At 65.2% G+C, this 14,375-nt stretch carries 16 protein-coding genes; 9 read left to right on the top strand and 7 right to left on the bottom strand.

Annotated features, from left to right (window positions below; translation table 11 throughout):
* Positions 1-10: 10 nt before the first annotated feature.
* Positions 11-1,480: an aldehyde dehydrogenase gene (locus tag MYCSP_RS05470; RefSeq protein WP_088413343.1), complete on the bottom strand. Its 1,470-nt coding sequence runs from the start codon at positions 1,478-1,480 to the stop codon at positions 11-13.
* Positions 1,481-1,650: 170 nt separating this feature from the next.
* On the opposite strand from MYCSP_RS05470, the gene MYCSP_RS05465 reads away from it, so the two are divergent.
* Genes MYCSP_RS05465 through MYCSP_RS05430 form a run of 8 tightly spaced genes read left to right on the top strand, consistent with a single transcriptional unit; the run spans position 1,651 to position 8,502 of the window.
* Positions 1,651-2,238 carry a TetR/AcrR family transcriptional regulator gene (locus tag MYCSP_RS05465; RefSeq protein ID WP_070912796.1) on the top strand — a complete coding sequence of 196 codons (588 nt, stop codon included), beginning with the start codon at positions 1,651-1,653 and terminating at the stop codon, positions 2,236-2,238.
* Entirely contained in the window at positions 2,235-3,449 is a 1,215-nt protein-coding gene (locus tag MYCSP_RS05460) for a cytochrome P450 (protein ID WP_088413342.1), read from the top strand. Before MYCSP_RS05465 ends, MYCSP_RS05460 begins: the two co-directional genes overlap by 4 nt.
* The gene (locus MYCSP_RS05455) at positions 3,449-4,276 is read left to right on the top strand and encodes an SDR family oxidoreductase (protein WP_070912798.1); all 828 of its coding nucleotides are present in this window, start codon (positions 3,449-3,451) and stop codon (positions 4,274-4,276) included. The genes MYCSP_RS05460 and MYCSP_RS05455 overlap by 1 nt, the downstream gene beginning before the upstream one ends.
* Positions 4,273-5,634 (top strand): cytochrome P450, encoded by a 1,362-nt coding sequence (locus tag MYCSP_RS05450; protein WP_088413341.1) that lies wholly within the window; start codon positions 4,273-4,275, stop codon positions 5,632-5,634. The genes MYCSP_RS05455 and MYCSP_RS05450 overlap by 4 nt, the downstream gene beginning before the upstream one ends.
* A 3-nt stretch (positions 5,635-5,637) precedes the next feature.
* Positions 5,638-5,838, top strand: a complete 201-nt coding sequence (locus MYCSP_RS05445) for a ferredoxin (RefSeq protein WP_083014629.1) — start codon at positions 5,638-5,640, stop codon at positions 5,836-5,838.
* Between the two features lie 11 nt (positions 5,839-5,849).
* The gene (locus MYCSP_RS05440) at positions 5,850-6,404 is read left to right on the top strand and encodes a hypothetical protein (protein WP_088413340.1); all 555 of its coding nucleotides are present in this window, start codon (positions 5,850-5,852) and stop codon (positions 6,402-6,404) included.
* Positions 6,405-6,409: 5 nt separating this feature from the next.
* On the top strand, positions 6,410-7,657 hold the full coding sequence (locus tag MYCSP_RS05435; RefSeq protein ID WP_209435427.1) for a cytochrome P450: 1,248 nt from the start codon (positions 6,410-6,412) through the stop codon (positions 7,655-7,657).
* A complete protein-coding gene (locus MYCSP_RS05430; RefSeq protein WP_070912802.1) occupies positions 7,657-8,502 on the top strand; it encodes an SDR family NAD(P)-dependent oxidoreductase in 846 nt (281 codons plus the stop codon). The genes MYCSP_RS05435 and MYCSP_RS05430 overlap by 1 nt, the downstream gene beginning before the upstream one ends.
* On the opposite strand, the gene MYCSP_RS05425 is transcribed toward MYCSP_RS05430, so the two are convergent.
* Entirely contained in the window at positions 8,503-9,285 is a 783-nt protein-coding gene (locus MYCSP_RS05425) for an isoprenyl transferase (protein ID WP_070912803.1), read from the bottom strand.
* A gap of 215 nt (positions 9,286-9,500) precedes the next feature.
* On the opposite strand from MYCSP_RS05425, the gene trhA reads away from it, so the two are divergent.
* Positions 9,501-10,175, top strand: coding sequence for a PAQR family membrane homeostasis protein TrhA (trhA, locus tag MYCSP_RS05420; protein ID WP_070912804.1), 675 nt, complete (start codon positions 9,501-9,503; stop codon positions 10,173-10,175).
* A 7-nt stretch (positions 10,176-10,182) separates the two neighbouring features.
* Here trhA and MYCSP_RS05415 read toward each other — a convergent pair whose 3' ends face one another.
* From MYCSP_RS05415 to mca, 5 genes are read right to left on the bottom strand one after another with little or no spacing between them, the layout of a single operon-like run.
* On the bottom strand, positions 10,183-10,764 hold the full coding sequence (locus MYCSP_RS05415; RefSeq protein ID WP_070912805.1) for a hypothetical protein: 582 nt from the start codon (positions 10,762-10,764) through the stop codon (positions 10,183-10,185).
* 28 nt (positions 10,765-10,792) lie between these two features.
* The gene (locus MYCSP_RS05410; protein WP_070912806.1) at positions 10,793-11,167 is read right to left on the bottom strand and encodes a nuclear transport factor 2 family protein; all 375 of its coding nucleotides are present in this window, start codon (positions 11,165-11,167) and stop codon (positions 10,793-10,795) included.
* Between the two features lie 10 nt (positions 11,168-11,177).
* Positions 11,178-13,166, bottom strand: a complete 1,989-nt coding sequence (locus MYCSP_RS05405) for a thioredoxin domain-containing protein (protein WP_407661687.1) — start codon at positions 13,164-13,166, stop codon at positions 11,178-11,180.
* On the bottom strand, positions 13,144-13,434 hold the full coding sequence (locus MYCSP_RS05400) for a hypothetical protein (protein WP_070912808.1): 291 nt from the start codon (positions 13,432-13,434) through the stop codon (positions 13,144-13,146). The genes MYCSP_RS05405 and MYCSP_RS05400 overlap by 23 nt, the downstream gene beginning before the upstream one ends.
* A complete protein-coding gene (gene mca / locus MYCSP_RS05395) occupies positions 13,431-14,300 on the bottom strand; it encodes a mycothiol conjugate amidase Mca (RefSeq protein WP_070912809.1) in 870 nt (289 codons plus the stop codon). Before mca ends, MYCSP_RS05400 begins: the two co-directional genes overlap by 4 nt.
* Positions 14,301-14,375 lie beyond the last annotated feature (75 nt).

The raw sequence follows: 14,375 nt of genomic DNA, 5'->3' as shown, positions 1-14,375 counted from the left end.
GAGATCTCCTCTATTTCACAGCCGTTGCAATGACTTTGGTTTCCAGGTATTCCTCGAAACCGGCGACGCCCATCTCTCTGCCGTTACCCGATTGCTTGTAGCCGCCGAAGGGCACGTCGGCCGAATACCAGACTCCGCCGTTGACGTTCACCGTCCCGACCCGCAGCCGTGACGCCACTCGCGCCGCACGCTCGTCGTCGCCGCTGAACACCGTCCCGGACAGACCGTACGGCGAGTCGTTGGCGATCCGGACCGCGTCGTCATCGCCGTCGTGGGCGATCACCACCAGCACCGGGCCGAAGATCTCTTCGCGTGCCACCCGCGCATCGTTGGTGAGCCCGGCGACCACGGTGGGTTCGATGAAGAATCCCCGGTCCCGGCCCTCCGGGCGGCCACCGCCGCAGGCGAACGAACCGCCCTCGGCGACAGCCAGATCCAGATAGGACTGGACCCGGTCGCGCTGGCGCGCCGAAATGACCGGACCGCAGATCGTTCCCGGTTTCGTGGGATCCCCCGGCTTGAGCGAGCCCATCGTGGCGGCTGCCGCCTGCACCGCCTCCTCGTAGCGTGCACGCGGAACCACCAGCCTGGTGGTGATGGCGCATCCCTGCCCGGCGTGCATCGCGGCCGTGAACGCCGCGACCGAACAAGCCGCGCCGAGCTCGGCATCGTCGAGCACGATGAATGCAGACTTGCCCCCGAGTTCGAGGAACACCTTTTTGACGGTGGCGGCCGCATCGGTCATCACCGCACGTCCGGTCGCCGTCGAACCGGTGAACGACACCATGTCGACCCGGGAATCGGTCGACAACTGCGCACCGATCCGGTGATCACTGGAAGTCACGATGTTGAAGACGCCCGGCGGAAAGTCGGTGTGTTCGGAAATGATTCGCCCCAGCACCGCCGCACACCAGGGAGTATCCGGAGCGGGCTTGAGTATCAGGGTGTTGCCGGCGGCCAACGCGGGTCCCACCTTGGCGAGGTTGATCTGGTGCGGAAAATTCCACGGCGTCACCGCGCCGACCACGCCGACGGCCTCACGCGCGAGGGTGCGCTGCGTCTTGATACCCATCGGCGAGGCCACACCGAGATCGGTATTCCAGTCATACGATTGCGCTGTTTCGGCGGCAAATTCCAGATCGTCGACCGGGCCTTCGAGCTGAGCACCCGCGGTGAGCATCCGGGGCGCACCCACTTCGGCGATGGTCAGTTCGCGCAGCTCCTCGATATGGGCCTTCATCCCGTCGCGCAGCTGACGGAGGCAGTGCACGCGCAGTGCCACATCCCGGGACCAGTCGCTGTCATCGAACGCCCTCCGCGCCGCGTCGATCGCACTGCCCATGTCGTCGGCATCGGCGTCGGCCGCGGTTCCGAGCACCTCTTCGGTGGCCGGGTTCACCGTCGGGAACCGTCCGGCGCCGCCGGGGATCAGCTTTCCATCGACGAAGAGTTCGCTTTCGCCATCGGCCAGGAGCGTCATCTCACCTTGTCTCCAATTCTGGACACTTGTCCATTCCCTACCCGAGAACCATAACCATGCAGATCCCGCCATGGCAAGGATGCGACTAGAGCGGCCACAATTAATAGTGTTAGACAGCATTTTTCATGCACCGTCTTGCTCGATCCCACGTCACGCGCTAATCTGGACACGTGTCCAGTGAAGTTGTGGTGGCCCTCACAGGTGAAACACCCCGTAACCGGCGGCAAGAAGAGACCATTCGCAAGATCGTCACCGCGGGTCGCGAGGTGCTCGGCGAGACCACCTACGCGGACATGACGATCCGCGGCGTGGCCGCCCGGGCGAAGGTCGCACCCGCGACGGCGTACACCTACTTCTCGTCCAAGAGTCACCTCGTCGCCGAGATCTACCTCGACCTCATCCACGAGGCGCCGTATTTCACCGACGTCAACGACAGCCAGGTCACGCGAGTCACGCAGACGTTGCGGAGCCTGGCACTGGTCGTCGCCGACGAGCCCGAGATCGCGACCGGGTGCACCACCGCCCTGCTGAGCAACAACGACGAGGCCGTGCATGCCGTTCGCGACAAGATCGGGCTGGAGATCCATCGTCGTATCCGCTCCGCGATGGGACCGGATGCCGATCCCCGGGTTGTGTCGGCTCTCGAAATGACCTTCTTCGGCGCACTGATGCACGCCGGCAGCGGCACCTTCACGTATCACCAGATCGCCGACAAGCTCACCTTCGTCGTGGATCTCATGTTGGGAGAACGGCCATGACAGCCACACGGCTGGTCTTCGACCCGTACGACTACGACTTCCACGAAGACCCGTACCCGTACTACCGGCGACTGCGTGACGAGGCACCGCTGTATCGCAACAACGATCTGAATTTCTGGGCCCTGTCCCGGCACCAGGATGTCTTGCAGGGGTTCAGGAACAGCGAGGCGCTGTCCAACGCCAATGGCGTCTCGATGGACAAGGCATCGTTCGGGCCACACGCCAAGCTGGTCATGTCCTTCCTCGCCATGGACGATCCGGAGCACCTGCGACTGCGCACCCTGGTATCAAAAGGGTTTACCCCCCGACGGATTCGTGAGCTGGAGGACCAGGTCGTCGCGCTGGCGCGCACTCACCTGGAACGAGCGCTGGCCAACGCCTCCGACGGATCGTTCGACTTCATCGCAGAGTACGCGGGCAAGCTGCCGATGGACGTCATCTCCGAGCTGATGGGCGTTCCGGAAGCCGACCGGACCCGCATCCGCGAACTGGCCGACGGCGTCATGCACCGTGAAGACGGTCTGGCCGACGTACCGCCCGAGGCCATCCAGGCGTCATTCGACCTGATGACCTACTACGTCGACATGGTCCGAGAAAGACGCCGCAGCCCCTCCGAAGACCTGACTTCCGCTCTGCTGCAGGCAGAAATCGACGGCGACCGGCTCACCGACGAGGAGGTGCTCGCCTTCCTGTTCCTGATGGTGATCGCCGGCAACGAGACGACCACCAAACTGCTGGCCAACGCCGTGTATTGGGGGCACCGCAATCCCGACCAGCTCGCCGCCGTGCACGCCGACCACGACCGGATACCGCTGTGGGTGGAAGAGTCGCTGCGCTACGACACCTCCAGCCAGATCCTGGCGCGCACCGTCGCGGAAGATATGACGTTCTACGACACCACGGTCCCCGCCGGGGACATCGTGCTGTTGCTCCCTGGCTCGGCCAACCGCGATGACCGGGTGTTCGACGATCCCGACGAGTACCGCATCGGACGCGAGATCGGCGCCAAGCTGGTGAGCTTCGGCAGCGGAGCACACTTCTGCCTCGGCGCACACCTCGCGCGGATGGAGGCCAAGGTGGCCCTGACCGAACTGTTCACCCGGATCAGCGGTTACGAGATCGACGAAAGCAATTCCGTACGTGTGCATTCCAGCAATGTTCGCGGATTCGCCCATCTGCCCATGACCGTGCAGTTGAGAGAGGGACACTGATGCCCCGATTCGAGCCACATCCGGACCGGCGACCGTCGATCATCGCCGGCGCGTCGTCGGGCATCGGCGCAGCGGCGGCAATCGAACTCGCCGGCCGGGGATTTCCGGTGGCGCTCGGCGCCCGGCGGGTCGACAAGTTGACCGAGCTCGTCGAGAAGATCCAGGCCGACGGCGGCGAAGCCGTCGCGTTCCCCTTGGACGTCACCGACGCGGACTCTGTGAAATCGTTTGTCGCGCAGAGCATCGACACGCTGGGCGAGATCGACCTGCTGGTATCGGGTGCCGGGGACATGTATCCCGGCCGTGTGCACGAGATGAGCGCCGCGACCTTCGCCGCGCAGATTCAGGTGCATCTGCTGGGTGCCAACCAGCTGGCCACGGCGGTGTTGCCGGACATGGTGTCGAGACGACGAGGAGACGTCATCTTCATCGGCTCGGATGTCGCGCTGCATCAGCGCCCACACATGGGTGCATACGGCGCGGCCAAGGCCGCCCTGCTGGCCATGGTGAACACCATGCGCATGGAACTGGAAGGCACCGGGGTGCGTGCCTCGATAGTGCACCCCGGCCCGACCCTGACCTCCATGGGCTGGCAGCTGTCCGCCGAACAGGTCGGCCCCATGCTGGAGGACTGGAAGACGTGGGGCCAGGCCCGTCACTCCTACTTCCTGCGTCCCTCCGATATCGCCCGTGCGGTGGCCTTTGTCGCCGAAACTCCCAGGGGCGCCCACATTCCGGAGATGGAAGTGCAGCCCGAGGCGCCGCTGGCGGACGCACCAGCGGACAAACAGAAACTTGAACTCGGCGAGGAGGGCATGCCGTCATGACAACCCCCACCGTTCCCCGGGTCTCCGGCGGCCACGACCAGTACGGCCACCTCGAAGAGTTCCGCACCGATCCCATCGCGCTGATGAAGCGCATCCGCGAGGAATGCGGAAATGTCGGCACCTTCCAGCTCGCCGACAAGCAGGTGGTCTTCCTCTCGGGCGCCGAGGCCAACGAGTTCTTCTTCCGCTCCAGTGACGAGGATCTGGATCAGGCCGAGGCCTATCCGTTCATGACGCCGATCTTCGGCAAGGGCGTGGTGTTCGACGCCGATCCCGAGCGCCGCAAGGAGATGTTGCACAACGCGGCGCTGCGCGGCGAACAGATGAAGGGGCACGCCGCCACCATCGAAAACGAAGTCCGGCAGATGATCTCGCGCTGGGGCGAGAGCGGCGAAATCGACCTGCTGGACTTCTTCGCCGAGCTGACCATCTACACCTCCTCGGCCTGCCTGATCGGCAAGAAGTTTCGCGATGAACTCGACGACCGGTTCGCCCGTCTGTACCACCAGCTGGAGCAGGGCACCGATCCGCTGTGCTACGTGGACCCCTACCTGGAGATCGAGAGCTTCCGCCAGCGCGACGAGGCGCGAACGGGTTTGGTGGCGCTGGTTCAAGAGATAATCAACGGCCGAGTACAACGGTCCGCTGATTCCCCCACCGACAAGAGCCAGCGCGACATGCTCGACGTGCTCATCATGATCAAAGACGAGGATGGCAATCCCCGCTTCACCGCCGACGAGATCACCGGCATGTTCATCTCCATGATGTTCGCCGGGCACCACACCAGCTCCGGGACGGCCTCCTGGGTGCTCATCGAACTGCTGCGGCACCCGGACATCCAGGCTCAGGTGATCGACGAGCTCAACGAGCTGTATGCGGACGGCAGCGAGGTGAGTTTCCACGCGTTGCGTCAGATCCCGAAGTTGGAGAACGTACTCAAAGAGACCCTGCGACTGCACCCGCCCCTGATCATCCTGATGCGGGTCGCCAAGGGCGAATTCGAGGTGGGCGGATTCCCCATTCACGACGGGGACATGGTGGCCGCCTCCCCCGCCGTCTCGAATCGGATCGCCGAGGACTTCCCGAACCCGGACGGCTTCGTGCCCGACCGCTACGAGAAGCCACGCCAGGAAGACATCGTCAACCGCTGGACGTGGATACCGTTCGGCGCGGGGCGTCATCGCTGCGTGGGGGCCGCCTTCGCCACCATGCAGATCAAGGCGATTTTCTCGGTGCTGTTGCGCGAGTACGAGTTCGAGATGGCCCAGCCCGCCGACTCGTACCACAACGACCACTCCAAGATGGTGGTGCAGTTGGCACAGCCGGCCAAGGTTCGTTACCGGCGCCGAGGGGCCTGAGGAATGCCTTTCAGGGTCGACGTGGACACCGACCTCTGCCAGGGGCATGCCATGTGTGAGCTGGAAGCCCCCGACTACTTCCGCGTGCCCAAGCGCGGAACCGTCGAAATCCTCAACAACGAACCACCCGATGAGGCCCGCGACGAGATCGAGCGGGCGGTCGAGGAATGTCCCGCCAGAGCTTTGTTCATCACCGAGAAATAGGAGCGTCAACGATGCCGCAATTCCCCCGCCAGGAACTCGACGATGTCGTCGCGGACTGGCTGCAGGCCAACCTGGACGCCGAGAAGGCGGGTGACTGGAAACCGTTGGCACGCTTCTACACCGATGACGCCACATACGGCTGGAACATCGGCCCCAAGGAAGACGTGATGTGCGTCGGAATCGACGAGATACGCGACATCGCACTCGGCCAGGAGATGGAGGGCCTGGAAGGCTGGACGTACCCGTATCAGAAGGTGATCGTCGACGACAAGCAGGGCGAGGTCATCGGATTCTGGAAGCAAGTAGCCGGCCAGATCGACGGAGTTTGCGATGACGACCGAACCGTCTACGGAATCGGTGGCAGCTGGTTCCGGTATGCCGGCAACGGCCAGTGGAATTGGCAGCGCGACTTCTTCGACTTCGGCCATGTCTCGGCCCTGTACATGGACCTCATCAAGGCGGGCAAGCTCAGCGAGGGCATGCAGAAGCGCATCCAGCGCGGCCTGTCGGGCGAGAAGGTGCCCGGCTACTACCCCCTGGGCAAGACTCCGGTGCCCCTCTGGTGACCGCCATGAAGACCGCTGCGGAGCTGGGCCTGCCGGAGGGATTCGATTTCACCGATCCCAATCTGTACGGGGACCGGATGCCGCACGAGGAGTTCGCGATGCTTCGTCGCGAAGCACCCGTCTGGTGGAACCCCCAGCCGCGCACGGTCGGCGGATTCGCCGACGACGGCTACTGGGTGATCTCCAAACACCGTGATGTGCGGGAAGTCTCGCTGCACACCGACATCTTCTCCTCGGGTCGCAAGGGCGCCATTCCGCGCCTTGAGGACCACATCAGCCCGGAAGAGTTCCAGGCCACCCTGTCGGTACTGATCAACAAGGACGCCCCCGAACACACCCAGCTGCGCGGCCTGGTGTCCCGCATGTTCACCCCGCGTTCCATCGCGGCGTTGCGCATCACGCTGGAGGACCGGGCGGAGCGGATCGTCCGGGCAGCCCTCGAAAGTGGGCATGGCGAGTTCGTGCGTGAGGTGGCCAGCGAGCTACCCATGCAGGCCATCGCCGAATTGATCGGCGTTCCCGAAGAGGACCGCGTCAAGCTCTTCGAGTGGAGCAATCAGATGACGGGGTACGACGAGGCTGACGTCGAGATCGACCCGCGCATCGGTGCCGCCCAAATCCTCGGGTACTCCTATCAACTCGCCGAGCAGCGGCGTGACTGTCCGGGTAACGACGTGGTCTCCCGCCTGTTGTCCGGAACGGTCGACGGCGAGCAACTCACCCCGGAACAATTCGGCTTCTTCGTCGTGATGCTCTCGGTCGCGGGTAATGAAACCACCCGCAACGCAACCACCATGGGCATGATGGCGTTCCTGGAACACCCCGATCAGTGGGAGCTTTTCAAACGAGACCGTCCCGCCTCCGCTGTCGACGAGATCGTCCGATACACCTCTCCGTTGATCTCACAACAGCGGACCGCCCTGCAAGACACCATGATCGGCGGAGTCCCCATCAAGACCGGTGAGCGGGTCGTCATGCTGTATCCGTCGGCCAATTTCGACGAAGAGGTTTTCGAGAACCCGCATACCTTCGACATCAGCCGAGATCCCAACCCACACCTGGGCTTCGGCGGCACGGGTGCCCACTATTGCCTGGGCGCCAACCTCGCCAAGGTGGAGCTGGAGATCATCTTCAACAAGATCGCCGACCGCATGCCGGACATCTCGCGAATCGGGGATGCTCCGCGATTCCATTCGGGCTGGATCAACGGCATCAAGAAGTTCGACACGGCCTACTGTCCCGTCACACACTGATGCCCAATTGCGTTGTCGTGGGCGGCAGCCGGGGTATCGGCCGCGCGGTCGCGCAACTCCTCGCCGACCGTGGCGCCCATGTGGTGGTCAACGGCCGACATGCCGATGCGGTTGACGACACAGTCGGCGCGATCACATCGAGCGGAGGCGCGGCGATCGGATTCGTCGGGTCCCCGGACAACCAGCGGACTGCCACGGATCTGATCGACGCCTGCCACGCCCGGTACGGCGGGATCGACGTGCTGATCAATTGCGCCGGCGTGGCCGAACCCACCGGCTCATCCATCCTGACCATCACCCCCGACGAGTTTCAACGGCTACTCGACGCACATCTGGGTACGGTGTTCCACACCTGCCGCATCGTCGCACCGCTCATGGCGGCCCAGGGGCACGGGTCCATCGTCAACACCGGATCAACTGCAGCCCTGGGTATTTACGGCGGTACCGGGTATCCGGCCGGCAAAGCGGCCGTCAACGGACTGACACTGGCCATCGCCGCCGAACTGAAACGCAGCGGTGTGCGCGCGAACGTGATCTGCCCAGGCGCCCGCACCCGGCTGTCCGAGGGCGATGAATACGTCGCACACCTGCACGATCTGCACGCGCGGGGACTACTCGATGAGATGACCCTGCAGGCCTCCCTCGCACCGGCACCGCCGGAATGCGTGGCACCGCTGTACGCCTATCTCGCCGGCGACCTATCCACCCGCATCACGGGCCAGATATTCCTCGCGGCAGGCGGTTTCATCGGACGTTTCACACGTCAGGTCCCAACACCCTTGGGCTACCGGGAGGCCCCCATCTGGACCGTCGAGGAGATCGACGGCCTCATGGGCCGACGATGACTACTGCCCGAACCGGCGGTTTCTGGCGGCGTAATCGCGCAGCGCGCGCAGGAAGTCCACCCGCCGGAACTCGGGCCAGTACGCATCGGTGAACCACATCTCCGAGTAGGCGCTCTGCCACAGCAGGAATCCCGACAGGCGCTGCTCCCCCGATGTGCGGATGACCAGATCCGGGTCGGGCTGCCCTGAGGTGTACAAGTTCTCGGAGATGGCATCGACCGTCACCGCCTGCACCAACTGCTCGGCGGTGGCGCCGTTGGCCAACTCCTTGTTCAGCAGGGTGCGCACCGCATCGGTGATCTCTTGCCTGCCGCCGTAGCCGACCGCGACGTTCACATGGAAGCGGGCGTCCGATGGTGCCGACTTCACTGCCTGCCGCATGCGCTCGGCCACCTCGTCGGGCAGCAGATCAAGGTCGCCGACGCTACGCACACTCCACTTGTTCTGCGGCGCGCACAGTTCCTCGACGACATCGGTGATGATCTCCAGCAGCTCGCCGAGCTGATCGGGATCGCGGGTCAGATTCTCCGCCGACAGCAGATACACGGTGGCCATCTCCACACCGGCGTCCTGACACCAGCCCAGCATCTCGCCGATCTTGCGGGCGCCCATCCGGTATCCGTGGCTGACGTCGGTGTACCCGGCCGAGCGTGCCCAACGACGGTTGCCGTCACACAGGACGGCGATATGCCGCGGTTTCGACGCCTTGGCCAGCTCCTGGCGGAGCCGCATTTCGTAGAGCTTGTACAGCGGTTCTTTCAGCGTCGGCGGGATGATCTCCACGGATCCAGCCTAGCGAGCCGTCCGCGGGCCGGAGCAGCAGATATGGATCTGCACACAACATTCACAAACTGGGTTTAGGTAGGGAAGGGATACTGTGACGCATGCAGACCGATGAGGCCCCCGCAGGCGGGAGGGACCCCCAGCTTGCGCGAAGAGGCACCGGCACCGATGAGTCTCCTGCACCCGAAGCACCGACCTCCGAACTCTCGCTCCCGATGGCGGCGCTCGTCGGCGGTATCGAGACGCTGCCGATCAAACCCAAGGCCCGCGGCTGGATCCATTTCTATGCCTGTGTGATCGCCATCGTCACCGGCATCGTGCTGGTGTCGGTCGCGTGGTCGGTGCGGTCACCGAAGGCCGGTCTGGCGACCGCGATCTACAGCCTCACCGTGCTGGGCGTCTTCGGGGTCAGCGCCGCCTATCACCGCGTCAACTGGAAATCTCCGACCACGCGCACCTGGATGAAGCGGCTGGATCATTCGATGATCTTCGTATTCATCGCGGGCAGCTACACGCCCTTCGCGATGCTGGCGATGCCGCCTTCGGAGGGCAATTTGGTGCTGGCCATCGTGTGGGGCGGCGCGCTGGCCGGAGTGATCTTGAAGATGTGTTGGCCGACCGCACCACGGTGGGTGGGGGTGCCGCTGTACCTGCTGCTCGGTTGGGTGGCGGTCGGCTTCTTCCCCACACTGCTGAACGGCGCCGGGGTGGCCGCGGTGGTACTGCTGATCGTCGGCGGCGCCCTGTACAGCATCGGCGCCATCCTGTACGCCGCGAAGTGGCCCAACCCGTGGCCACTGCACTTCGGCCACCACGAGTTCTTCCACGCGGCAACGGTCATCGCCGCGACATGCCACTACATCGCGGTGTGGTTCGCCGTCTTCGCGTAACGACTCCTCACGCGAGCACCGCCTGAACCGTGGCGAAGTTCCGGACAACAGATTCGGCGTCGTCGGCAGCCATCGCGTGGACGACGCGGCCGAGTGCCGATTCCTCGTCACCCGTTAAGGGCACCCCGTCCGCGGTTTTCCCGACGATCGAACTCACCTGCCGAACCCAAGCCTGGAGCAGCAGGATGCGCTGCCTGCAGTAGTCGGCATAGTCGGCGTCGTAGTGGTCGCCAAGGTGAATACGAGCCGAGTTCAGGTGCTCGTCAAAGTAGGCCGTACTTGCGGCGTGCGCGATCGCCCGCGCACGCGAGTCATTCGGCTGTGGCCGGTTCCCGTCGATCCAGCCACGCACCGCCGCGATGATCGGGCTGAGCGCCGCACGTCGCGCCACGCTCAGCCCACTCTCGAAATCGAACTGCCGGACCGTATCGCCGACGAGATCGAGGGCCGCCTTGAGCTCGTCGGCATTCACGTCGACAGGGCGTTGCGGGTCCAGCATCTGCATCGTCCTGGTGAAGACGAAGACTCGCTGCAGATAGCTGTAGAGGAAGCCCAGCCCCTCGAGCTGGTCGCGTGCAGAGGCAGTCATGCGGCGAACATACAGCGCCGCAAGCGGTCTAGAGCTGCTTGATGTCGTCCTGGGTCCAGAAGGCCCGCATCGAGGTGATCTTGCCTTCGTCGTTGAAGGTCATCACGTCGATGGGCGCGATCACCATGCCACCGTTCTCGTGCTTGATGGTCAGCTCGAAGTTGAACGCGGCCTCGTTGTCGGTGGCCCGCACCAGCTTCAGCTCGCCGTGACGGTCCAGCGGCTCGATGGTGGCGTAGAAGCCCTGGATGGCCTCGCGGCCCTTGAGCACGTCGGCGCCCAGCGGATCCTCCACGGTCGCGTCGTCGGCATACAGGTCGGCGATCTGCGCCGCGGTACCTGTGGTGAGTAGATCGCAGTAGCTCTGGACGACGGCGAGAACTTGCTCGCGGGTAACGGTCATGCCCGGGACGCTACCTACCCAACGCGGCGTCTAATTGTTGGGTCCCGGTGACCGGGAGATCGCAGACGGTACCCCGGCACACGTAGGCGGCCTCGACATCGCCCACCAGGCCTCTGTCGCGCAACAGCTCGCTCGAATCCTTCACCCCGCCAACCACAATCGCGCCACCGGGGGCCGACAGTCGCGCCTGCCGCAGCAGCGGTGAGGTCGCGGGGTCGCAGGCCACCGCCACCTGGATCGGGCCCCGGACCGCGGCCTCGGCCACCGCCAGCCAGTGGCCGGCCGAGCGCGGTGCGCGGGCCAGCGCCATGGATGCCGCAGACAGTGAGGCGTTCGCGGCTTCCCGGTAGCGGGAGTCCTCCAGCAGATAACCGGCGGTGAGCAGGGCCTCGGTTACCGACGACGCCCCGGACGGAGTGGCGCCGTCCAGCGGATCGCTCGGTCTCAGCACCAGTTGCTCGGCATCATCGGCGACGTCGAACCACGCACCGGGCGATTCCGGATCGGTGAAGTGATCGAGCGCGGTGTCCAGCAGCTGCGCAGCCGCCTCACGCCAGCGCCATTGCCCGGTCACCTGATACAGCGCTAGCAAACCGGTGGCCAGCGTGCCGTAGTCCTCCAGTACGCCGTCCCCGTCGGAGACCTGCCCGCCCAGACTGGCACGCCGCAGCCGCCCGTCACGCAGATGCAAGGCCAACAGCTCGGCGGCGCAACCGGCCGCCGCGTCGAGCAGGTCGTCACGATCCAGGGCGACCGACGCTTCCACGAGCGCCGTGATCGTCAGACCGTTCCATGCGGTGATGGCCTTGTCGTCGCGGCCGGGCTGCACGCGCCGTAGTCGCTCCGCCAGCAGTGCCGCACGCACGCGCCGCCATCGCTCCACGTCATCGGGGTCGCGCAACAGCTGCAGCACCGAACTGCCGTGCTCGAATGTTCCCGCCGGCGTCACCTCGAACAGCGCTGCGGCCCAATCGCCATCCTCGCCGCCGAGAACGTCGGCAAGCTGCGCGGGCGTCCACACATAGGTAGAGCCTTCCGAGCCGTCGACATCGGCATCCAGTGAGGAGACGAACAGGTCGCCGACGCGCAGCTCCTGCAGCAGGAAATCGGCTGTCTCCGAGGCGATTCGCCGCGCCAGTGCGTCGTCGGTGCGGCGCGCCCAGTGCGCATAGACCCGCAGCAGCAGCGCGTTGTCGTACAGCATCTTCTCGAAGTGCGGCACCACCCAGGCCGCATCCACGCTGTATCGCGCGAAGCCCCCGGCCAACTGGTCGTAGATGCCGCCGCGCGCCATCGCCGTCGCGGTCCGCGCCACCACCCCGAGCACCGTGGCGTCCGCCGTGCGTTCGTATCCGCGCAGCAGCGCCTCCAGCAGAGACGACGGCGGAAACTTCGGTGCGCCACCGAAGCCCCCGAAGCGCATGTCCTCGGCCGGAAGAATCGCGGTGATCGCGGCATCGCACAGCGCGGCATCCACCCCGGGTCCCGCGGGCAGACGGCCGGACATCTCGCGTAGCTGCCCCGTGATGCTCGACGCCGCCTCTTCCACCTCGCCGCGGCGCAGCTCCCACGTCTCGCGTACCGCCGAAAGCAACTGTAGAAAGCCCTGTTTCGGGTAATAGGTCCCGGTGTAGAAGGGCCGTCCGTCCGGGGTGAGGAAGCACGTCATGGGCCAGCCACCCTGGCCGTTCATCGCGACGGTGGCATTCATGTAGACGGCGTCCAGGTCGGGTCGCTCTTCGCGGTCGACCTTGATGTTGACGAACCCGGCGTTCATGACCGCGGCCACCTCGTCGTCCTCGAAGGACTCGTGGGCCATCACGTGACACCAGTGGCAGGCCGCGTACCCGATCGACAGCAGGATCGGCACATCGCGAGACTGCGCTTCGGCCAACGCCTCCGGCGTCCACTGCTGCCAGTGCACCGGGTTGTCGACATGCTGGCGCAGATAGGGACTGGTCGCCGCGCCGAGCCGGTTAACGATCGTCGCCCCGCTGATCGGCGGAATCCGAAGGCGTTTCGGGTTCCTCCGCGGCCGTCCCGACGGTGCCGTCGTCGACGGCCTGGTCGGCCTCGGGATGCTCGGGATCGAACGTCTCCGGCAACTTGCGCAGATGCGCGTTCATCGACCGGATCAGGAAGAAGGTGCCCACCAGCAGCAGCACCACCACCGTCAACCCGAATGGGCCGGCCTTTCCGAAATCCGGGCCGACGTTGGTCGGGCTCTTCTCATCGGCGAGCACCAGTACGGCGTCCATCAACATCATGCGGTTTCAACTCCTGCGAACAAGTCGTCCTCGGGGGTGCTCGTCGGCACGCGTGACTTCGCGAGCTCGAAGTCCTCGGTGGGCCACAGCCGCCGCTCGAACTCACGCGGAACCGCGAAAAAGCTACTGTCCGGCGGGATCTGCGAGGCATGCGCGCGCAGGGCGGCGTCTCGTGCGTCGAAGAAGTCGGCGCAGGGCACCCGGGTGGTCACCCGACGATCGAAGGTGTCGTCATCGGCCGGCCAGCGCTCAAGCCATTCATCGAATGGGCCCTTGTAGCCATGCTTCTTGCACTCGTCGTTGAGCAATTGCATACGCGCCCGCATGAATCCGTGGTTGTAGTAGATCTTGCTGACGGTCCACGGCTCACCCGCCTCCGGGAACTGCTCCGGGTCCGCCGCGGCCTCGAAGGCCGCCATCGACACGTCGTGGCACCGGATGTGATCCGGGTGCGGATAGCCACCGTTCTCGTCATAGGTCGTCATGACGTGCGGACGGAACTCTCGGACCACCGCAACCAGCTTGGCGATCGGCTCTTCGATGGGCACCAGCGCGAAAGAATCCGACGGCAGCGGGGGCAACGGGTCGCCCTGCGGCAATCCCGAGTCCACGTAGCCGAGCCAGCGGTGACGCACGCCGAGCTCGGCGGCGGCCTTGGCCATCTCCTCGCGGCGGATGGTCCCGATGTTGGCGGCGACCTCGGGACGGTCCATGGCGGGGTTCAGGATGTCGCCGCGCTCGCCGCCCGTCAGCGTCACCACCAAGACGTCATGACCCTCGGCGGCGTACCGGGCCGTGGTCGCGGCGCCCTTGCTGGCCTCGTCATCGGGGTGGGCGTGCACCGCCATCAATCGCAATCCGGTCACCCGTGCGCCCGCCTCTTTCTGTCAGCCCGTCACTGCTCTCGCGCCCCCATCGTTCCATCCCGGTATGGCCGTCAT

The organism is Mycobacteroides saopaulense (assembly GCF_001456355.1).
GTDB lineage: Bacteria > Actinomycetota > Actinomycetes > Mycobacteriales > Mycobacteriaceae > Mycobacterium > Mycobacterium saopaulense.
This window is presented reverse-complemented; position numbering and strand designations above follow the sequence as displayed.